Here is a 19,119-nt window from a genome sequence, read left to right on the forward strand (position 1 = left end):
TGCTGCCTTTTCGCGAAAACCGCCGGCACGGCCGGCGGACACTGGTCTCTGCTTTTTAGAAGATTGACTTGGCCTTTTAGCGGGCACGCCCCACCCTGTCCAGAAACACGGAATTGGGCCAATCCGGCAACTGCCAAGCCGGCTTCACGCTGCCCAAAAACGAAAACCGCCGGCGCGAAGGCCGGCGGTTTGAAACGCAATACTAAAGAACTCGGTTACTTAAGCATCGGATAATAGACTGGATTTATGGCCGAACTCTGGCCGTGCCCTACATGGCGCCGGATTCTTCCTCGAAGCCGTCGTCGCTTTCGCCGCGCTCGGGGCCACCATTTTCAAGAAATTTCTCGGCGATCAGCCCGGCATTCTGCCGCAGCGCAAGTTCGATCTCACGCGCCGTGTCGGGATTGTCGCGCAGGAACAGTTTGGCGTTTTCGCGACCTTGGCCGAGACGCTGCGAATTGTAGGAGAACCAGGCGCCGGACTTCTCGACCACGCCGGCCTTGACGCCGAGATCGACCAGTTCGCCGGTCTTGGAGACGCCCTCGCCATACATGATGTCGAACTCGACCACCTTGAAGGGCGGCGCCAGCTTGTTCTTGACCACCTTGACCCGGGTCTGGTTGCCGACGACCTCGTCGCGGTCCTTGACCGAGCCGATGCGGCGGATGTCGAGGCGCACCGAAGCGTAGAATTTCAGCGCGTTGCCGCCGGTCGTGGTTTCCGGCGAACCGAACATGACGCCGATCTTCATGCGGATCTGGTTGATGAAGATGACCATGGTGTTGGAGCGCGAGATCGAGGCGGTCAGCTTGCGCAGCGCCTGGCTCATCAGACGAGCCTGGAGACCGGGCAGCGAATCGCCCATCTCGCCCTCGATTTCAGCGCGCGGCGTCAGGGCGGCCACCGAATCGACCACCAGAACGTCGATGGCGCCGGAACGCACCAGCGTGTCGCAGATTTCCAGTGCCTGCTCGCCGGTGTCCGGCTGCGAGATCAAGAGGTTTTCCAGATCGACGCCGAGCTTGCGGGCATAGACCGGGTCGAGCGCATGCTCGGCATCGACGAAGGCGCAGATACCGCCCTTCTTCTGGGCTTCGGCAACTGTGTGCAGCGCCAGTGTCGTCTTGCCCGAGCTTTCCGGCCCGTAGATCTCGACAATGCGGCCGCGCGGCAGGCCACCGACGCCAAGCGCGATGTCGAGGCCAAGCGATCCGGTCGGCACGGTTTCAATCTCGACGACCTGCTCGTTGGCGCCCAGCCGCATGATCGAGCCCTTGCCGAAGGCGCGCTCGATTTGCGACAGCGCCGCGTCCAGAGCCTTTGATTTGTCCACCGCTTTGTCCTCTACAAGCCGCAAAGTATTCTGAGCCATGATACATCACCCCTTGGTCGTCAATGAAGGCCGGACAATCCGTAATCCCTGCCCTATTTGTACCTTTTTTGTTCTCGTTTGGCAAGAGGGGTCAAATATCTGAAAAGCAATCTTTATCCGGATTTGTTCTTTTTTTGTCTCATGGTTTCGTTTCCGGATGTATCCACCATTGGGCCAGGCGCTCCGGCGGTTTGGCTCCGCCCGAATCGCTGGCTTGCTTGCGAAGCTCCGTCGCACAGCCTAGCGCTTGTCTGGTTCGAATAACAAAGGTCATATCGCCTACATGGTGAAATCAGCAAAAATACTGGCGGTGGGCGGCGCCCATATCGACCGGCGCGGTCAGGTGTCCGGTGCTTACGTGCCGGCGGCGTCCAACCCCGGCACGATGCGCGAGGATGTCGGCGGCGGCGTCTTCAACGCGCTGCGCAGCCTCGTGCGGCGCGGCGTCTCGGCCTCGCTTTTGTCGGTGCGCGGCGGCGATGCCTCGGCCGAGACGGTTGCGCGCGCCATCACTGAGGCCGGCATTGCCGATCTGTCGGCGGTGTTCCTCGACCGCACCACGCCGAGCTACACGGCGCTGATCGATCGCGACGGCGAGCTGATCACCGGCTTTGCCGATATGGCGCTCTACGATTTGGCGTTCCCCAAGCAGATCCGCCGCTCCAAGGTGCGCGAGGTGGTCGCCGAGGCCGATGCGGTGCTCTGCGACGCCAATCTGCCATCAACGGCGCTGGAGCGGCTGGTGGGGCTCGCCGCCGGCAAGCCGGTGTTCGCCATCGCCATTTCGCCGGCCAAGGTGGTGCGGCTGATACCGGTGCTGAAGGAACTCGCGCAGGTCTTCATGAACCGGCGCGAGGCCATGGTGCTGGCCGGCGTCGATGCCAATGCCACCGAGCGCGAGACCGTCGACGGACTGCGCTGCAGCGGCCTCACCAGTGGCGTGGTGACGGCGGGCGACGGCCCGGTGCTGGGATTCGACGAAGCCGGCGCCTTCTCTATCCTGCCGCCGGCGCCGAGAAAAGTCGCCGACGTCACCGGCGCCGGCGACGCGCTGGCCGGCGCCACCATCGCTGCCCTGCTGCGCGGCCTGCCCCTGCGCCAGGCATTGCGCGAGGGCGTTGCCGCCGCCACGCTGGCCATTGAAAGCGCCGACGCGGTTCCGGCCTTCACGATTGCGACCTTCACCGAGGCACTGGCTCTTGTGCCCGACGCGCAGGAAATGGCATGAGGGCGGCCAATTGCCATTGCCGGAGCGCGACGTCCAAGCGGACGCGCGGATCTCCGGATCGGAGACCATCATGACACCGCAAAGCGCCCGCCCCTTCATCGACCTCCACGCGCCCGTGGCCGAGGCGCTCGCCGCTGGCCGCCCCGTCGTGGCGCTGGAAAGCACCATCATCACCCATGGCATGCCTTACCCCGACAATGGCGCCATGGCCGCCAATGTCGAAAAGATAATCCTGGACAATGGCGCGGTGCCGGCGACGATCGCCGTGGTCGCCGGCCGCATCAAGATCGGGCTTTCCGACGGCGAGCGCGAGTCGCTGGCGATGACCGGCGACGCCATGAAGCTGTCGCGCGCCGATCTCGGCTTTGCGGTGGCGCAAGGCCGCACCGGCGGCACCACGGTCGCCGCCACCATGATCGCGGCCGACATGGTCGGGATAAAGGTGTTCGCCACCGGCGGCATTGGCGGCGTCCACAAGGGCGCGGAAAAAAGCTTCGACATCTCGGCCGATCTCGACGAGTTGGCGCGCACCCCGGTCATCGTCGTCTCGGCCGGCGCCAAGGCGATCCTCGACATCGAAAAGACCCTGGAAGTGCTGGAGACGCGCGGCGTGCCGGTGATTGGCCATGGCTGCGAGACGATGCCGGCCTTCTGGTCGCGGCATTCGCCGTTCCGCGCGCCGCTGACCCTGCACAGACCGGAAGAGATCGCGCATTTCTACAAGACCAGGGCGGCACTTGGCCTGGTCGGCGGCACGCTGATCGCCAACCCGGTGCCGCAGGACGATGAAATCCCGGCCGACGAGATGGCCGGCTATATCGAGGCCGCGCAGAAGGCGGCGGAAGTGCAGAATGTGACCGGAAAGGCGGTGACGCCGTTCCTGTTGGGCAAAATCCTCGAACTGACCGGCGGCCGGAGCTTGAAGACCAACATCGCGCTGGTCGAGAACAATGCGCGGCTGGCGGCGAGGATTGCCAAGGCGCTGTAGGATCGCCTACGTCGGCGGGACAGCACCCCCCTCTGGCCTGCCGGCCATCTCCCCCGCAAGGAGGGAGATTAACAGCTTAGCCGCAGGCTCCCATTTTCAACGATGGTGATTGGCGAAGACCAATGTGACAACTGATCTCCCCCCTTGCGGGGGAGATGTCCGGCAGGACAGAGGGGGGTGGGAAGAAACGCGACGGTCCCGGTTCACTTCCCCGCCCGCCGCCCCGCCTCATACGCCCGGCGCGCCCACACCCTCATCTCGTCAGGATCATCAAACGCGTCGTCGGGAATGCTCCAGTACGGCATCGCGACCAGCTTGCCGTGGCGGGTGCCGGTATAGGTCCATTGCTTGCAGCCGGCGGCTTCGAAGTCGGGCGCGCTTTGCTCGTCAGCCTTGAGCAGCAATTCGCCGCGCAGCACGATAGCGACGATGACGCCGTCGAAATAGATACCCTTGCCGCCGAACAGTTTTCGGATACTGACCGGGCCGAGGCCTTCGAACAGCTCTTCGATGCGTTCATTGTCCATGCCGCAATCATGTCACCGGGCTTGCCATGGCTGCAACCAAAAACCATGCTGGCAAGTTGAGAGCCATCCGTCGGAGTTTTGTCATGCCGCTGCTGCTCAAGGGATCCTGCCGCTGCGATGCCGTCCATTTCGAGGTGGAGAGCAACACGCCGGTGCCGTTCATGCTGTGCTACTGCTCGATCTGCCGCAAGCAGCAGGGCGGCGGCGGCTTCGCCATCAATCTCGGCGCCGATTACAAGACGCTGAAAATCAAGGGCAAGCGCAATCTCGGCGTCTACCAGGCCGAGATCGCGGACGACGAGCATCCAAAGTGTGAGATTTCGACGGGCGAGCGCAATTTCTGCAAGAAGTGCGGTTCGGCGCTCTGGCTCTACGATCCGACATGGCCGGACCTGGTCCACCCCTTCGCCTCGGCAATCGACAGCGAGTTGCCGAAGCCGCCGGAGAAGGTGCATCTGATGTTGAAATACAAGGCGAGTTGGGTCGAGCCGGTGATCGGCAAGAAGGACAATGCGTTCGACGTCTATCCCGAGGAATCGATCGCCGACTGGCACAAGCGGACGAAGATGTGGGTGAAGTGAGGACTCGGAGCGCGACTTCCGATGGTTAGCGCTGCCCCTCATCCGGCCCTTCGGGCCGTTCGTCATTCGAAAAGCCAAGCAATTGGCTTTTCGCCCGCTGCGCGGACCATTCCTCACCTCCCCGTGAACGGGGCGAAGGAAAGATCAGGCGGAAGCGCGCGCTTCAGCCAGCGCCTTCAGGTCGGCGGGCTTCAGTTCGACGGATTCGCCGCAGCCGCAGGCCGAACTCTGGTTCGGGTTGTGGAAGGTGAAGCCGGTGCGCAGCGTGGTCTGCTCGAAATCCATCTCGGTGCCGAACAGGAAAAGGGCAGCCTCGGGCGCGACATAGACATGCGCGCCGTCGCGTTCGATATGGTCGTCCTTGGTATTGGGCTCGGTCACCAGGTCGACCGTGTATTCCATGCCGGCGCAGCCGCCCTTCTTGATGCCGAGGCGAATGCCATGCGCATTGTCGCGCGTGGCGACGATCTCGCGCACCCGGTCGGCGGCCTTTTCGGTCATCGTGATGACGGCGAAGCGTCCCATTCTTTTTCCTCTTCCATTCCATGCAGGTTCAAGGCCTGCCGAATGATTCCTCACCTAAAATGGTGAAGTTTTACCACTGGTGCAAGTGCACCAACCTCAGTCAACCTAGTACCAGCCCACCGCCACCTGCGCCTCTTCCGACATGCGGTCGGGCGACCAGGGCGGGTCGAAGGTCATGTTGACCTCGACGCCGGAGACGCCTTCGACGGCGCCGACGGCGTTTTCCACCCAGCCTGGCATTTCGCCGGCCACCGGACAGCCGGGCGCGGTCAGCGTCATGTCGATCTTGACCGCGCGGTTGTCCTCGATGTCGATCTTGTAGATGAGGCCGAGCTCATAGATGTCGGCCGGTATTTCCGGGTCATAGACCGTCTTCAGCGCCGAGACGATGTCGTCGGTCAGCCGCGCCAGCTCGTCGGCGGGAATTGCCGAGGCGGAAACCACCGGATTGACGGCCGCTTCCGGCGCGGTGGTGTGGCTCGCATCATCCATGGTCGTCATCCAAAGAACCTGTCACCCGAAGAACTTGCGCGCTTTTTCCAGCGCATCGGCCAAAGCGTCGACTTCGGCCCTGGTATTATACATGCCGAACGATGCCCTGCATGTGGAGGTTACGCCAAAGCGTTTCAACAGCGGCTGGGCGCAATGGGTGCCCGCGCGGACGGCAACACCTTGCCTGTCTATCACCATCGACACGTCATGGGCATGAATGCCCTGCAATTCGAAGGAAATGATGGCGCCCTTGTCCGGCGCGTCGCCGAAGATGCGCAGCGAGTTGATGGCGCGCAGCCGTTCATGCGCATAGGTCTTGAGATCGGCCTCATGGGCGGCAATGCGCTCGCGGCCAACCTTTTCCATGTATTCCAATGCTGCACCCAGGCCAATCGCCTGCACGATCGGCGGCGTGCCGGCCTCGAAGCGGTGCGGCGGCTCGTTGTAGGTGACGATGTCTTCAGTCACCTCCTCGATCATTTCGCCGCCGCCCATGAAGGGGCGCATGCCCTGCAGAATGTCCTTCTTGCCGTAGAGCACGCCGATGCCGGAGGGCCCGTAGACCTTGTGGCCGGTGAAGACGAAGAAATCGCAATCGAGGTCCTGGACGTCGATCGGCATGTGCACGGCGCTCTGGCTGCCGTCGACAAGTACGGGAATTCCACGCGAATGCGCGATGCGCACGATCTCCTTGATCGGGGTTACCGTGCCCAGCGCGTTCGACATATGCGTGATGGCGACGAGCTTGGTCTTGTCGGTCAGCCGCTTTTCGAATTCCTCGATGTGGAAGATGCCGAGATCGTCGACCGGCACCCAGACCAGCTTGGCGCCCTGCCGCTCCCGGATGAAATGCCACGGCACGATGTTGGAGTGGTGCTCCATGATCGACAGCACGATCTCGTCGCCCGCGCCGATATTGGGCATGCCATAGCCGTAAGCGACGGTGTTGATGGCGGCTGTCGTGTTGGAGGTGAAGACGATGTTGTCGGTGCTTGGCGCATTGAGGAAACGGCGCACCGTCTCGCGCGCCTTCTCATAGGCGTCGGTTGAGGCATTCGACAGGAAATGCAGGCCGCGATGCACGTTGGCGTATTCCTGGGAATAGGCGTGCTGGATCGTATCCAGCACCACCTGCGGCTTCTGCGCCGAGGCGCCATTGTCGAGATAGACCAGCGGTTTGCCGTAGACTTCGCGCGACAGGATCGGGAAGTCGCGGCGGATCGCCTCGACGTCGTATGGGGTTGTTTCGATCTTCTGGTCCATTACAAGCTCTCTTGAGGCACCGCCTCACTTCGTCACGCACCCCTCATCCGACCGAGCTTCGCTCGGCCACCGCCCGGGGCGAGTCACTTGCCTCGCCCGTCCTTCGGACCCCACAAGGGGAGAAGGGAAAGAGGTGCTTACCCATGGGCCACGAACCAGTCGTCCAGCCTTGTTTCCAGGGCCTCGACGATGGTTTCGTCGTCCAGTTCCTCGATCACTTCGGCGACGAACGCCTTGACCAGCAGGCCACGGGCGCTCTTCTCGTCGATGCCGCGCGCCATCAGGTAGAACAGATGGTTGTGGTCGATCTCGGTAACGGTCGCGCCGTGGCCGCAGATGACGTCGTCGGCGAAGATTTCCAGCTCCGGCTTGGTCGAGAACTCGCCATCATCCGACAAAAGCAGCGTGTTGCAGGCCATCTTAGCGTTGGTCTTCTGCGCGTATTGGTGGACGTTGATGCGGCCCTGGAAGACGCCGCGCGCCTTGCCGGTCACCACATTGCGGATCACTTCCGTCGATGTCGTATGCGGCACGGCATGGTCGAGCACCATGGTCACGTCGGTGTGGGTGTCGCCGGCCAGAAGGTTGATGCCGCGCAATTTGAAATCGGCGCCTTCGCCCGTGGTCTTCACCACGATCTCCTGGCGCACAAGCTTGCCGCCGGCATTCATGAAGAACAGCGTCAGCTTCGAATTCTTGCCGAGATGCGCCTTGAACTGCGCCAGATGGGTGGCCGTTTCCGGCTGTTCCTGGATGATCAGCCAGGTCACCTCGGCGCCCTCGCCCAACACCAGCTGGCTGACGGAGCTGGCCAGAGCCGCGCCCTCGCCCGCCTGACGCTCGACGATCGCAGCCTTGGCGCCGGCGCCGACACGCACGGGAAAGCGCACATGGGTCTGTCCGCCGGCTTGCAGGTTCTGCAATTCGATCGGCTTTTCCAGTGCTGCGCCATCGGCGATGTCGACGAAATAGCCGTCGGCGACGAAAGCAGTGTTCAGCGCGCCGATGGCGTCATCGCTGCCATAGGGCTCGAGGCCGGGTGCAATCGAGCCGTCGGTCAGCTTTTCCGACAGGCGCTGGATCGTCACGCCCTCGATCGCGGGGAATTTCGCACTCGAGACGCCGTTCAGAACCGCCAGCACGGCGGAACCTTCGACGATGGGCGTTAGCGTTTTGGCGGCGGCCGTCGGATCGAATGCCGGCACCGCGGTCAACAGCCGGCGCAGGTCAGTGTAATGCCAGGATTCGATGCGCCGCGTCGGCAGCCCGTGCTTGATCGCCTCGATGGCGTCGTCGCGCTTCAGCATCACCGCGCCGTCACCCGGCAGCAACGACAGACGCTCGCCGAAAGCGTCGATCAACGCCGTTTCGGCCTGCGTGCGCTGGGGTTGTGTATGCATATTCATCAGTTTTGCCCCGCCTTTCAGCATAAAATGGCCTTCTGGCGTCTCACGCGGCTTCGCCGATCACGCCGGCATAGCCATTGGCTTCGAGATCGAGCGCCAGCGACTTGTCGCCGGACTTGATCACCTGGCCCTTGTATAGGACGTGCACGCTATCGGGCACGATGTGCTCGAGCAGGCGCTGGTAGTGGGTGATGACGATGATGGCACGGTCGGCCGAACGCAGCGCGTTGACGCCGTCCGAGACGATCTTCAGCGCATCGATGTCGAGGCCGGAATCGGTCTCGTCGAGCACGCAGAGCTTTGGCTCCAGCAGCTTCATCTGCAGGATCTCGGCCCGCTTCTTCTCGCCGCCGGAAAAGCCGACATTGAGCGGCCGCTTGAGCATCGCCATCTCCATCGAGAGCGAGGCTGCCGCCTCTTTCACCCGCTTCAAAAATTCCGGGATCTTCAGCGGCTCCTCGCCGCGCGCCTTGCGCTGCTCGTTCATCGCCACTTTCAGGAATTCCATGGTCGCGACGCCAGGTATCTCCATCGGATACTGGAAGGCGAGGAAGATGCCCGCGGTGGCGCGCTCGGCCGGATCCATTTCGAGGATCGACTGGCCGTTATAGAGGATGTCGCCTTCGGTGACCTCATAGTCCTCACGGCCGGCGAGGATGTAGGACAGCGTCGATTTGCCCGAGCCGTTCGGACCCATGATGGCAGCGACCTCGCCGTTTTTCACCGTCAGGTTCAGGCCGCGGATGATCTCGGTGCCGTCATCGACGATGCGGGCATGCAGGTTCTTGATCTCAAGCATTTTTTCTTTCCTGGATATATTGTCCGGTCAGCCGACCGAGCCCTCGAGGCTGATGCCGATAAGCTTCTGCGCTTCGACCGCGAACTCCATCGGCAGCTGCTGGATGACATCCTTGACGAAGCCGTTGACGATCAGCGCGATCGCCTCCTCTTCCGGGATGCCGCGCTGCATGACGTAGAACTTCTGGTCCTCGGAAATCTTTGACGTCGTCGCCTCATGCTCGAACTGCGCCGTCGAATTCTTGGCTTCCATGTAGGGCACGGTGTGCGCGCCGCACTGGTCGCCGATCAGGAGACTATCGCAATTGGTGAAGTTGCGGGCGTTGGTCGCCTTGCGGTGCGCCGAGACCTGGCCGCGATAGGTGTTCTGCGAGAAGCCGGCGGCAATGCCCTTGGAGATGATGCGGCTCGACGTGTTCTTGCCGAGATGGATCATCTTGGTGCCGCTATCGACCTGCTGGTAGCCGTTCGACACAGCGATCGAATAGAACTCGCCGGAGGAATCGTCGCCGCGCAGGATGCAGCTGGGATATTTCCAGGTGATCGCCGAACCGGTCTCGACCTGCGTCCACGAGATCTTCGAACGGTGGCCGCGGCAGTCGCCGCGCTTGGTGACGAAATTGTAGATGCCGCCCTTGCCCTCGGCATCGCCGGGGTACCAGTTCTGCACCGTCGAATATTTGATCTCGGCATCGTCGAGCGCCACCAGTTCGACGACGGCGGCATGCAGCTGGTTCTCGTCGCGCTGCGGCGCCGTGCAGCCTTCGAGATAGGAGACGTAAGCCCCCTCCTCGGCGATGATCAGCGTGCGCTCGAACTGGCCGGTGTTCTTCTCGTTCATGCGGAAATAGGTCGACAGCTCCATCGGGCAGCGCACGCCCTTGGGCACGAAGACGAACGAGCCGTCGGTGAAGACAGCCGAATTCAGCGTGGCGTAGAAATTGTCGGATGTCGGCACGACCGAGCCGAGATATTTCTGCACCAGCTCCGGATGCTCGCGGATGGCTTCCGAGATCGAGCAGAAGATGACGCCGGCCTGCGCCAGTTCCTTCTTGAACGTGGTGACGACGGAAACGGAATCAAACACCGCGTCGACGGCGACACGGCCCGATTTGTAGACGTTGTCGCTGGGCTCCTCGAGATCGGAGACGTCGGTTTTCTGCACGCCGGCGAGGATTTCTTGTTCCCGCAGCGGAATGCCGAGCTTCTCGTAGACCTTCAACAGCTCGGGATCGACGTCGCTCAGCGAGGTCGGGCCGGGCGTGCTCTTGGGCGCCGCGTAGTAATAGAGGTCCTGAAAGTCGATCTTCGGATAATGGACGCGCGCCCAGGTCGGCTCTTCCAGGGTCAACCAGCGCCGATAGGCTTCCAGACGCCATTCCAGCATCCAGGACGGTTCATCCTTCTTGGCCGAGATGAAGCGAATAATGTCTTCGCTCAGGCCCTTGGGGGCCTTGTCCATCGCGATCTCTGTCTGGAATCCGTATTTGTACTGGTCGACGTCGATCTTTCGGACCCGATCGATCGTGTCCTGCACAGCAGGCATAAGCGTTCTCCATCCACGCCGGGGTCAAGGCCCGACAGTTTTCAAACTATGGCATCGCCGAGGGCTGCCCATGAGGCGCCGAAGGCGGCGTAAGTTTCATATAGTGCGTCTCGGCCGGGAATTCACCCGGCCACTTGCAAACGCACGGCTCTACCAGGCCGCGAGGCCTGAATTCTTTGTCGCCGCCTCAGGCGGCTTGTTCCCTGCCCGCCCGGCGCTGGGCAATACCGGCCAGCGCAGCACGGAACAGTTCGATATCCCCGGCACTCGTTGCGTGGCCGATGGACACGCGCAAAGCGCCCAGGCTGTCGCCATGACCCATGGCTTTCAGCACATGGCTCGGCCCGACCTTGCCCGACGAACAGGCCGATCCCGCCGACAGCGCAACGCCAGCCAGATCGAACGCGATCTGCGCCGTCTCGGCCTTGATGCCGGGAATAGCGAAGAATGTCGTATTGGCAAGCCTTGGCGCGCCGGTTCCGAAGATTTCTGCGTCCGGCACCAGCGTTTTGAGTGTTTTCTCGACCTCGCCGCGGCGTTGCGCGATCGCTTCGACGTCTTTCAGTCCAGCCAAAGCCTGCCGCGCCGCGGCGCCAAAGCCGGCGATGGCCGCCAGGTTTTCGGTGCCGCCGCGATGGCCCTTTTCCTGGCCGCCGCCATTGATCAGCGGCTTCGGCATCATCAGATCGGCTGCCGCAACGACGGCGCCGACACCCTTGGGGCCGCCGATCTTGTGCGAAGACAGAATCAAATAGTCGGCGTAAGCCGCTGACATATCGATGGGAACACGGCCCGCAGCCTGCACCGCGTCGACCACCAGAATGCCGCCCGCCGCATTGACGATCGCGGCGATGCGATCAATCGGCTGGATGACGCCGGTCTCGTTGTTGGCAGCATGGATCGCGACCAACGGCAGGCCTTCGGCCTTGTCATGCGCGGCCAGAGCGGCTGTCAGCTGAGCGAGGTCAGCGATGCCATCGGCGTCGACGCCGATCCGCGAAACCTGTGTTGCCGGGAAGCGGCCGCCGTTCAACAGGCAAGGGTGGTCGGCCTCGCAGACATAGAGCCGGCTCATGCGCACCGTGCCACGGCCCATCCGCCAATCCGGTGTCAGCAGCGTCGATGCGGCTTCCGTCGCGCCGGAGGTGAAGACGACATGCTCGGCCTTGGCGCCGACAAGTGCTGCCACATCGCGCCGGGCAGTGTCGATCAGGCGCCGCGCCGCGCGCCCCTCGGCATGCACCGACGACGGATTGGCGACGAGATCGAGCGCGGCAATCATCGCCTCGCGCGCCTCGGCAATGAGCGGCGCGCTGGCATTGTAGTCGAGATAGGCGCGTGCTGCGGCCATTTTCACCCAATCGATCCCGTCAAGACCCTTTCCGCAAGGATAGCGCGTTATTTCCTTGAAATTGCAAGGCAAGACGTCCTATTTACGCGGCTTGCGGCGAGGATGGCCGGGCCGTCACGGCTGGCTATCCAGTTTTGAACAATTCTAAACTAGCTTCTAAGAAGACGCTTGCCCTGCGTCAAGGCCCGGAAGGGCTGGGGCTAGAGTAAAGAGTTGTTCCGGGCGCCGCGCATTCGTATGCCATTTGGAGTAGTTCATGCCTGAGGTCATTTTCACCGGTCCGGCCGGCCGCCTGGAGGGCCGCTACCAGCCTTCCAAGGAGAAGAGCGCGCCGATTGCCATCGTGTTGCATCCGCATCCGCAATTCGGCGGCACGATGAACAACAAGATCGTCTATGACCTCTTCTACATGTTCCAGAAGCGCGATTTCACCACGCTTCGCTTCAACTTCCGCGGCATCGGCCGCAGCCAGGGCGAATTCGACCACGGCACCGGCGAATTGTCGGATGCCGCCGCAGCGCTCGACTGGGTGCAGTCGCTGCATCCGGATTCCAAGAGCTGCTGGGTGGCCGGTTATTCCTTCGGCTCCTGGATCGGCATGCAGCTTCTGATGCGCCGGCCCGAGATCGAGGGCTTCATCTCGATCGCGCCGCAGCCCAACACCTATGATTTCTCGTTCCTGGCGCCCTGCCCGTCATCGGGTCTGATCATCCATGGCGATGCCGACAAGGTGGCGCCGCCCAAGGATGTGCAGGGCCTGGTCGACAAGCTGCACACGCAAAAGGGCATCACCATCACGCAGAAGACCTTGCCAGGCGCCAACCACTTCTTCGCCAACGACGCCGATCTGCTGCTCGAGGAATGCGCCGACTATCTCGACCGACGGCTGGCCGGCGAATTGTCCGATCCGCGGCCGAAGCGGCTGCGCTAAGAGCAATTCCAGGAAAAGTGTAAACGGGTTTTCCGTCCGGAATTGCGTCAAAACAAAAACTCCCGGTCCGATGCCGTCACAGTCGTGCCCATCATGGGCGCGACAATGCCATTTCGGCTGATCCAAACGGTGAAGCCAGCCTGACATGTGGCGCGGCTCGGCTGAACGGTGCACAATGCCGGTTCAGCCAGCGCAAGAAGGCATGACCGATCATGTACCAGCCTCCCCATTTCCAGGAAACGCGGCCGGACGTCCTGCACGGGCTGATCCGGACGCATCCGCTGGGGTTGCTGATCTCCAACGGCGCCGATGGCCCGGTCGCCAATGCCATTCCCTTCCTGCTTGATGCCGAGGTTGGGCCGAATGGCCGGCTGCGCGCCCATCTGGCCAGGGCCAACCCGCAATGGCGTCAGCTGGCCGACAATCCGACATCGCCGGTGCTGGTCGTCTTCCAGGGCGCCGACGCCTACGTGACGCCGTCCTGGTACGAGACCAAGCGCGAGACCGGCAAGGTCGTGCCGACCTGGAACTACGCCATTGTCCAGGTGCGAGGAACGGTCAGAGTGATCGAGGATTCCGCCTGGATCGCACAGCAGATCACCGAGCTGACGCTGTCACAGGAAGGCGCCCGCGAGGCACCCTGGGCGGTGACCGATGCGCCGCCGACCTTCATCCAGTCGCAGATCAAGGGCATCATCGGGCTTGAGATCGAGATCGCCGAAATCAGCGGCAAGTGGAAAGTCAGCCAGAACCGGCCCGTCGCCGACCGCGTCGGTGTCGCCGAAGGGCTGGAGAAGGAAGCCGCCGGCGCGCCTGACATGGCTCGGCTGGTGCGGAGCTGGGGTGGCATCGACAGCTAGCTGGGGTGGTCTTAGATGGTTCCAAAGGCGTCAGCAATTCAGTTGCTTGCCGGCGCTGCTCCAATGCGGAAATTCGTCTGTCTCGGCGCATCGTTTTGGTTTGGTTTGCGAGCCAGACGGAATAGGCGGAACGTAGTTTTTGCCACCGGCAACCCCGACGCCGTGTAGCGGAAGATACATCCCAGCCGGCCAAGCACCATCGCGCAAACGATGGCAACAGCACAGCCAAGGCCGAAGCCGGCGACAGTGTCGCTCGGATAGTGCGCGCCGATAAAGATCCGGGTCGATGCGACCGACAAGGTTGCAGCCAGCAGCACCCATCTGCGCTGGGGCAACAACAGCAGTGCAATGCCGAAAATGACGCCCATGGTCGTGGCATGGCCGGACGGGAAGCTGGCAAAGCGCGCCTCCAAGGAAAAAGGATGCAGCGACAGATCGCCGAGCTTGTCGAAATTCATCGGCCTGGCTCTGCCCACGCCATATTTCAGCACGTTGACGACCATGGCCGAGAGTGCGATCGAACCCAGCACCATGAAAGCAAAGCAGGTCCAGTTGTAGAAGGTCATCCGCGCGCGCCGGGAAAGGCTGCGCCAATCCGCCAGATTCGCCGCAATCAGCACCAGTACCGACGGGACAAGATACCAGCCGCCGAGGCCGAAGAAGGTAAAAAACGCGGCGATGCGAAAGACATTGGTCGAGCCTGAAGCCCACTGCCTCGCCATGGTGCCCGCAAGATGGTCGAAACGGAGCGACACCGCGACCGTCAGCAAAAGCCAGGCCACCACCCAGACCGACCACAGGATTTTCGGGTAGCGCGCCGGGCGCGTCGCCAGGCGATGCCGTACAATCCCGAAAGTATCGCGGAAATTATCGACAGACTGCCGGAGCATGGCAGGCATAGCGGCACGCGCCGGTGATGGCGACTTCATCAACATGCGGAGCTCGGCGCGATCATCGAAGAGGTATCAGTTCGCCACACGGTACAGGCCGAGCGACAATTTATCACCTGACGAATAGTTGATGCCGTCGATCTCGGCGACGCGGCTGGCCTTCTTGCCTTGCCCTGCCAGCAGGTCATCCAGCCGTTTTTGATCGCCGACCGGCGCCAGGCCCAGCGCGCAGGCCGGATCGCCAAGCAGATGTTGCGCAACCCCGTCGACATCGGTCAGTACCGTCTTTGTGCCCACCAGAAATACCAGGCTCGGTTCGTGATATTGCGCGGAGGCGAGCACGCTCATCTCACAGGGACGATCGGCGCGAACCGCCGCCTCGATTTCCCGGCTCATCCAAATCGGTTTCAGTGACGGCACGATGTCACCGAACAGCAAGGCGTAGGTTATACCGGCGCAAACCGCAGCCCCGCCGATGCGGACCAGCGGCACCAGCGTCTGGCGCGAAACAGCGAGGTAGCCGGCGCCCAATGCTGCCGCGGCGGCCGGAACGCTCCACCATAAAAATGTGTTCATGAGATAGATCGGCGCACCGACGCAAAGCACGGCGAGACCGACTGTCACCAGAACGGTGCCGAATGCGGTCGCCCACCACAGCCATGTCTGCCAGCGCCTGAGCGGCGCATTTGCCTCTTGCGGCGTCAGCGTCAAAAGCCAGCCGATGAGCAGGGCCATGCCGGGATAGGCCGGCAGCACATAATGCGGCAGTTTCGTCGGGATCAATTCGAAGACGAGCCAGAACGGAACGTACCAGGCGAGGCAGAAACGCAGGCGCGGATCGTCGCGCAATCGGTTGAGCGCCTGCAGTCCAGCGCCGAGCGCCACAAGGCCGAACGGCCACATGAACAGGCAATAGGTCAGCACGTAGAAGCCCGGCGGAACGCCGTGCGACTCCTCGCCTTGCGCGACCTTGCCGAGCATATCCTTGCCGACGGCCTGCTGCAGGAAGGCGCCGTTGCTCTTCCAGGTGATGAGGGCGAGCCAAGGCAGCACGATCAACAGCACCAGAATCAGCCCACGCCCGGCTTTCAGCCTCGCCAGCCAGCGCCAGTCGCGCTCGAAAGCAACCAGCGTGAGCACCGTCAGCGCCGACAGCAGCGGTGCAATCGGCCCCTTGATGAGGATCGCCGCGCCCTGCGCAGCCCAGAAAATCCACGGCAGATGGCCGGCGACAGGCTCGTTGCGGCGCGATGCCAGATAAATCTGCGCCAGCGCGCCTTGCGCCAGAACGCAGCAGGCAAGCAGCATCGCGTCGGTCTTGGCGTCGCGGCCTTCGAAGGCGGTAGCGAAAATCGCCGCCATGACCAGGCCGGCGGCAAGACCGGCATTGGCGCCGAACAGATTGGCCCCGGTCCAGGCGATTGTGACGACGGCGATGGCGATGCCCAGCGCCGAGATCAGCCGGTAAATCCAGATCGGCGCCTGTGCCCCCTCGCCGCTCAGCGTCACCGCCGCCGATTGCAGCCAGTAGATGCCGATCGGCTTTTGGTAGCGCGACGCGTCCTGGAAGCGGATGTCGACATAGTCGCCGGTCTCCGTCATCTGCTTGGTCGCCTGGACGAAGCGCGGCTCGTCGCGGTCGAGCGGCGGCAAAGAGGCCAGTCCCGACGCCGTCATCACGAGGCTGAACAGGAAGAGAAAGATGTAGTTCCTGCTCATTTCGACACCGGACAGACTGGTCAACACCGGACAGACTGGATTTGGCGGGACTGGTGGCTCAGTCGACCTTGGTCATCGCCGCCTTGCGCTCATTGGCGATGAGCCATAAATTTCTGACATAGATCACCATGCCCATGGCCTGGCCGGCGATGAACACCGGATCCTCACGCTGGATGGCGTAGACCAGCAGCAGCCCGCCGCCGAACAGCGAGAAGAACCAGAAAGCGATCGGCACGACGCTGCGCTTGGCCTTTTCCGAAGCGATCCACTGCACCAGGAAGCGCATGGTGAAGAAGAACTGGGCAACGAAGCCGAGCAGAACCCAGGCGTCGAACTGCTTGACGAAAACCTGGTGCAGCCAGGTCGCCAATTCCTGAAACACGTTAGCCATGCGTGATTTCCTCTACCTTTGGCATTCTGCGGCGCCGGCGCCGAAGCCACCAGACGCCGGCGAGATCGAGCGCGCCCTGCAGGCCGCGATCGAAGATGCCGTAATTCGACTTGCCGTGGCGGCGGGAGCGGTCGACGACGTCGCAATGGACGACGCGGTAGCCTTCCTGGATGACCAGCGCCGGAACGAAACGATGCGTGCCGTCGAAAAACGGCAGTTTGCGCAAAATATCGGTGTGGATGGCCTTCAGGCCGCAACCGGTGTCGCGGGTGTCGTCATGCAGGATCGCGCCGCGCAGCCAGTTGGCGAAACGCGATGCCAATTGCTTGATCTTGCTGTCGCGGCGCTTCAACCGCTGCCCCTGCGCGGCGCCGAAATCGGGCCCTGCCCGACGCAGCGCATCGACCAGCACGGGGATATATTGCGGGTCGTTCTGGCCGTCGCCGTCGATGGTGGCGATTATCGAGCCGCGCGCCGCCCAGGCGCCCGAGCGCACCGAAAGCGACTGGCCGGCGGATTTTTCGTGCCGAAGCTGCCGAAGCGGAAACGGACGTGTGGCGGCTTCAGCGGCAAGCACCGAAGCGGTGTCGTCAGTCGAACCGTCATTGACAACGATGATTTCGAAGTCGCGCCCGGTCATCGCCGCCTCGATCTCGTCGATCAGCAGCGGCAGGTTCGCCGCCTCGTTGCGGCAGGGAATGACGATGGATATCAATGCGTCCGGCATATCGCGTCGGGCTCTGTCACAAGATATGGCATTCGGTGGATGCCGTGCGGTGCCGTTCCAGCGGATCGAACCCGTTGGCGCGGCGCCTCATTACGCCAGCCGACAGGATGAAGCAAGCATGCGCGGCAGTGCAGAATAGGCTGTCCATGCCGGCGCAAAATCGGAAACCACTTTTGCTTGACGCGCTTGGATGCTAAACGCCCGCGTTCAGGCCATGCCGGGCCGTTCGGACCCGGCGCTTTCAGGAAGAAACAATGCCCGCCTTCAAGTCCGATTTCCTGCGCGTCATGAGCGAGCGCGGCTTCATCCACCAGATTTCGGATGAGGCCGGGCTGGATCAACTTTTCGCGAAGGAAACCGTGACCGCCTATGTCGGCTACGACGCCACGGCGACCAGCCTGCACATCGGCAATCTGATATCGGCGACCATGCTCTACTGGATGCAGGAGACCGGCCACCGGCCGATCGCACTGATGGGCGGCGGCACCTCGATGATCGGCGACCCTTCCTTCCGTGACGACCAGCGCAGCCTTTTGACGCCCGAGGCGATCGCCACCAACATCGAAGGCATCAAGCGAATTTTTGGCCGCATCTTGCGCTTCGGCGACACTGGCAATGACGCCATCATGGTCAACAATGCCGACTGGCTGATGAAGCTCAACTATGTCGAGTTCCTGCGCGATGTCGGCCGCCACTTTTCGGTCAACCGGATGCTGACCTTCGACAGCGTCAGGCTGCGGCTCGAGCGCGAACAGTCGCTGTCCTTCCTCGAATTCAACTACATGATCCTGCAAGGCTATGATTTCGTCGAGCTCAGCCGCCGCCACGACTGCCGGCTGCAGATGGGCGGTTCGGACCAGTGGGGCAACATCATCAACGGCGTCGATCTCGGCCACCGCATGGGCACGCCGCAGCTTTATGCGCTGACCACGCCGCTGCTGACGACATCGTCGGGCGCCAAGATGGGCAAATCGGCCAAGGGCGCGGTGTGGCTGAACGGCGACCTCTTCTCGCCCTATGATTTCTGGCAATACTGGCGCAACACCGAGGATGCCGACGTCGAGCGCTTCCTGAAGATCTTCACCCGGCTGCCGCTTTCGGAGATCGCGCGGTTGGCCGCCCTTGGCGGCTCGGAGATCAACGAGGCCAAGAAGGTGCTGGCCACCGAAACCACGGCCATCGTGCACGGCCGCGAGGCGGCGCAACAAGCCGAGGAGACCGCGCGCAAGACGTTCGAGGAAGGCGTGACGGCCGAAACGCTGCCGACCGTGGAAGTGGACGGCGCCGCGCTGGAAGCCGGCATCGGCATCCTGTCGCTGCTGGTCAGCGGGGGCCTTGCCGGGTCCAACGGCGAGGCAAGGCGTCACATACAGGGTGGCGCCGTGCGCCTCAACGACCAGCCGGTGGCGGACGACCGGCGGATGGTGACGCCTCAGGATTTGAGTCCGGAAAACGTCGCAAAGCTTTCAGTGGGCAAGAAAAAGCACGTGCTTGTGCGGCCTGCCTGAGCCGTCTTCTGGGATC

Annotated in this window: 19 protein-coding genes; 6 read left to right on the forward strand and 13 right to left on the reverse strand. The window is 62.7% G+C overall.

Annotated features, from left to right (window positions below; translation table 11 throughout):
* Window positions 1-268: 268 nt before the first annotated feature.
* Window positions 269-1,372 carry a recombinase RecA gene (gene recA / locus NLY43_RS02675; protein ID WP_023684868.1) on the reverse strand — a complete coding sequence of 368 codons (1,104 nt, stop codon included), beginning with the start codon at window positions 1,370-1,372 and terminating at the stop codon, window positions 269-271.
* 283 nt (window positions 1,373-1,655) lie between these two features.
* Between recA and NLY43_RS02680 the strand changes: the two genes are divergently transcribed.
* Window positions 1,656-2,600 (forward strand): carbohydrate kinase family protein, encoded by a 945-nt coding sequence (locus tag NLY43_RS02680; RefSeq protein WP_023684867.1) that lies wholly within the window; start codon window positions 1,656-1,658, stop codon window positions 2,598-2,600.
* Between the two features lie 70 nt (window positions 2,601-2,670).
* Window positions 2,671-3,588 carry a pseudouridine-5'-phosphate glycosidase gene (locus NLY43_RS02685; protein WP_023684866.1) on the forward strand — a complete coding sequence of 306 codons (918 nt, stop codon included), beginning with the start codon at window positions 2,671-2,673 and terminating at the stop codon, window positions 3,586-3,588.
* A gap of 203 nt (window positions 3,589-3,791) precedes the next feature.
* Here the strand turns inward: NLY43_RS02685 and NLY43_RS02690 are convergent, their stop codons facing one another.
* Window positions 3,792-4,115, reverse strand: coding sequence for a TfoX/Sxy family protein (locus NLY43_RS02690; RefSeq protein ID WP_023669120.1), 324 nt, complete (start codon window positions 4,113-4,115; stop codon window positions 3,792-3,794).
* An 83-nt stretch (window positions 4,116-4,198) separates the two neighbouring features.
* On the opposite strand from NLY43_RS02690, the gene NLY43_RS02695 reads away from it, so the two are divergent.
* On the forward strand, window positions 4,199-4,696 hold the full coding sequence (locus NLY43_RS02695) for a GFA family protein (protein ID WP_023669121.1): 498 nt from the start codon (window positions 4,199-4,201) through the stop codon (window positions 4,694-4,696).
* Between the two features lie 144 nt (window positions 4,697-4,840).
* Here the strand turns inward: NLY43_RS02695 and sufA are convergent, their stop codons facing one another.
* The 7 genes from sufA to NLY43_RS02730 all read right to left on the reverse strand — a co-directional run bounded on the left by sufA (window position 4,841) and on the right by NLY43_RS02730 (window position 12,077).
* Complete coding sequence (gene sufA, locus NLY43_RS02700) at window positions 4,841-5,221, reverse strand: Fe-S cluster assembly scaffold SufA (protein WP_013532156.1); 381 nt, start codon at window positions 5,219-5,221, stop codon at window positions 4,841-4,843.
* A 105-nt stretch (window positions 5,222-5,326) separates the two neighbouring features.
* A complete protein-coding gene (locus tag NLY43_RS02705; RefSeq protein WP_023684865.1) occupies window positions 5,327-5,713 on the reverse strand; it encodes an SUF system Fe-S cluster assembly protein in 387 nt (128 codons plus the stop codon).
* 21 nt (window positions 5,714-5,734) lie between these two features.
* Window positions 5,735-6,976 carry a cysteine desulfurase gene (locus tag NLY43_RS02710; RefSeq protein WP_023711503.1) on the reverse strand — a complete coding sequence of 414 codons (1,242 nt, stop codon included), beginning with the start codon at window positions 6,974-6,976 and terminating at the stop codon, window positions 5,735-5,737.
* A 137-nt stretch (window positions 6,977-7,113) separates the two neighbouring features.
* Window positions 7,114-8,382, reverse strand: a complete 1,269-nt coding sequence (gene sufD, locus NLY43_RS02715) for a Fe-S cluster assembly protein SufD (protein WP_023700862.1) — start codon at window positions 8,380-8,382, stop codon at window positions 7,114-7,116.
* A gap of 43 nt (window positions 8,383-8,425) precedes the next feature.
* Entirely contained in the window at window positions 8,426-9,181 is a 756-nt protein-coding gene (sufC, locus tag NLY43_RS02720) for a Fe-S cluster assembly ATPase SufC (RefSeq protein ID WP_023711504.1), read from the reverse strand.
* Window positions 9,182-9,208: 27 nt separating this feature from the next.
* The gene (gene sufB / locus NLY43_RS02725) at window positions 9,209-10,726 is read right to left on the reverse strand and encodes a Fe-S cluster assembly protein SufB (RefSeq protein WP_023706434.1); all 1,518 of its coding nucleotides are present in this window, start codon (window positions 10,724-10,726) and stop codon (window positions 9,209-9,211) included.
* A gap of 187 nt (window positions 10,727-10,913) precedes the next feature.
* Complete coding sequence (locus NLY43_RS02730) at window positions 10,914-12,077, reverse strand: cysteine desulfurase family protein (protein WP_023711505.1); 1,164 nt, start codon at window positions 12,075-12,077, stop codon at window positions 10,914-10,916.
* 256 nt (window positions 12,078-12,333) lie between these two features.
* Here NLY43_RS02730 and NLY43_RS02735 point away from each other — a divergent pair, with 256 nt between their 5' ends.
* A complete protein-coding gene (locus NLY43_RS02735) occupies window positions 12,334-13,008 on the forward strand; it encodes an alpha/beta hydrolase (protein ID WP_023669128.1) in 675 nt (224 codons plus the stop codon).
* A gap of 212 nt (window positions 13,009-13,220) precedes the next feature.
* A complete protein-coding gene (locus NLY43_RS02740) occupies window positions 13,221-13,868 on the forward strand; it encodes an FMN-binding negative transcriptional regulator (protein ID WP_023697554.1) in 648 nt (215 codons plus the stop codon).
* 38 nt (window positions 13,869-13,906) lie between these two features.
* On the opposite strand, the gene NLY43_RS02745 is transcribed toward NLY43_RS02740, so the two are convergent.
* From NLY43_RS02745 to NLY43_RS02760, 4 genes are all read right to left on the reverse strand, one after another.
* Window positions 13,907-14,767, reverse strand: a complete 861-nt coding sequence (locus NLY43_RS02745) for a phosphatase PAP2 family protein (protein ID WP_245264041.1) — start codon at window positions 14,765-14,767, stop codon at window positions 13,907-13,909.
* Window positions 14,768-14,833: 66 nt separating this feature from the next.
* Entirely contained in the window at window positions 14,834-16,477 is a 1,644-nt protein-coding gene (locus tag NLY43_RS02750; RefSeq protein WP_023711507.1) for an ArnT family glycosyltransferase, read from the reverse strand.
* Window positions 16,478-16,535: 58 nt separating this feature from the next.
* Window positions 16,536-16,868 carry a lipid-A-disaccharide synthase N-terminal domain-containing protein gene (locus NLY43_RS02755; protein WP_023669132.1) on the reverse strand — a complete coding sequence of 111 codons (333 nt, stop codon included), beginning with the start codon at window positions 16,866-16,868 and terminating at the stop codon, window positions 16,536-16,538.
* The gene (locus tag NLY43_RS02760; protein ID WP_023694104.1) at window positions 16,861-17,595 is read right to left on the reverse strand and encodes a glycosyltransferase family 2 protein; all 735 of its coding nucleotides are present in this window, start codon (window positions 17,593-17,595) and stop codon (window positions 16,861-16,863) included. Before NLY43_RS02760 ends, NLY43_RS02755 begins: the two co-directional genes overlap by 8 nt.
* Window positions 17,596-17,849: 254 nt before the next feature.
* Here NLY43_RS02760 and tyrS point away from each other — a divergent pair, with 254 nt between their 5' ends.
* Window positions 17,850-19,103: a tyrosine--tRNA ligase gene (tyrS, locus tag NLY43_RS02765; protein ID WP_023711508.1), complete on the forward strand. Its 1,254-nt coding sequence runs from the start codon at window positions 17,850-17,852 to the stop codon at window positions 19,101-19,103.
* The last annotated feature ends 16 nt before the right edge of the window (window positions 19,104-19,119 follow it).

The sequence above is a fragment of the Mesorhizobium sp. C416B genome, assembly GCF_030323165.1.
Lineage (GTDB): Bacteria > Pseudomonadota > Alphaproteobacteria > Rhizobiales > Rhizobiaceae > Mesorhizobium.

Excerpts from the sequence above, each read along its gene's own strand:
- NLY43_RS02685 (WP_023684866.1), top strand. The coding sequence starts at position 2,671 with ATGACACCGCAAAGCGCCCGCCCCTTCATCGACCTCCACGCGCCCGTG.
- NLY43_RS02730 (WP_023711505.1), bottom strand. The coding sequence starts at position 12,077 with ATGGCCGCAGCACGCGCCTATCTCGACTACAATGCCAGCGCGCCGCTC.
- NLY43_RS02735 (WP_023669128.1), top strand. The coding sequence starts at position 12,334 with ATGCCTGAGGTCATTTTCACCGGTCCGGCCGGCCGCCTGGAGGGCCGC.
- NLY43_RS02760 (WP_023694104.1), bottom strand. The coding sequence starts at position 17,595 with ATGCCGGACGCATTGATATCCATCGTCATTCCCTGCCGCAACGAGGCG.
- NLY43_RS02690 (WP_023669120.1), bottom strand. The coding sequence starts at position 4,115 with ATGGACAATGAACGCATCGAAGAGCTGTTCGAAGGCCTCGGCCCGGTC.
- sufD (WP_023700862.1), bottom strand. The coding sequence starts at position 8,382 with ATGAATATGCATACACAACCCCAGCGCACGCAGGCCGAAACGGCGTTG.
- NLY43_RS02755 (WP_023669132.1), bottom strand. The coding sequence starts at position 16,868 with ATGGCTAACGTGTTTCAGGAATTGGCGACCTGGCTGCACCAGGTTTTC.
- sufA (WP_013532156.1), bottom strand. The coding sequence starts at position 5,221 with ATGGGACGCTTCGCCGTCATCACGATGACCGAAAAGGCCGCCGACCGG.
- tyrS (WP_023711508.1), top strand. The coding sequence starts at position 17,850 with ATGCCCGCCTTCAAGTCCGATTTCCTGCGCGTCATGAGCGAGCGCGGC.
- NLY43_RS02750 (WP_023711507.1), bottom strand. The coding sequence starts at position 16,477 with ATGAGCAGGAACTACATCTTTCTCTTCCTGTTCAGCCTCGTGATGACG.
- NLY43_RS02710 (WP_023711503.1), bottom strand. The coding sequence starts at position 6,976 with ATGGACCAGAAGATCGAAACAACCCCATACGACGTCGAGGCGATCCGC.
- sufC (WP_023711504.1), bottom strand. The coding sequence starts at position 9,181 with ATGCTTGAGATCAAGAACCTGCATGCCCGCATCGTCGATGACGGCACC.
- NLY43_RS02740 (WP_023697554.1), top strand. The coding sequence starts at position 13,221 with ATGTACCAGCCTCCCCATTTCCAGGAAACGCGGCCGGACGTCCTGCAC.
- NLY43_RS02680 (WP_023684867.1), top strand. The coding sequence starts at position 1,656 with ATGGTGAAATCAGCAAAAATACTGGCGGTGGGCGGCGCCCATATCGAC.
- NLY43_RS02705 (WP_023684865.1), bottom strand. The coding sequence starts at position 5,713 with ATGGATGATGCGAGCCACACCACCGCGCCGGAAGCGGCCGTCAATCCG.
- sufB (WP_023706434.1), bottom strand. The coding sequence starts at position 10,726 with ATGCCTGCTGTGCAGGACACGATCGATCGGGTCCGAAAGATCGACGTC.
- NLY43_RS02745 (WP_245264041.1), bottom strand. The coding sequence starts at position 14,767 with ATGCCTGCCATGCTCCGGCAGTCTGTCGATAATTTCCGCGATACTTTC.
- NLY43_RS02695 (WP_023669121.1), top strand. The coding sequence starts at position 4,199 with ATGCCGCTGCTGCTCAAGGGATCCTGCCGCTGCGATGCCGTCCATTTC.
- recA (WP_023684868.1), bottom strand. The coding sequence starts at position 1,372 with ATGGCTCAGAATACTTTGCGGCTTGTAGAGGACAAAGCGGTGGACAAA.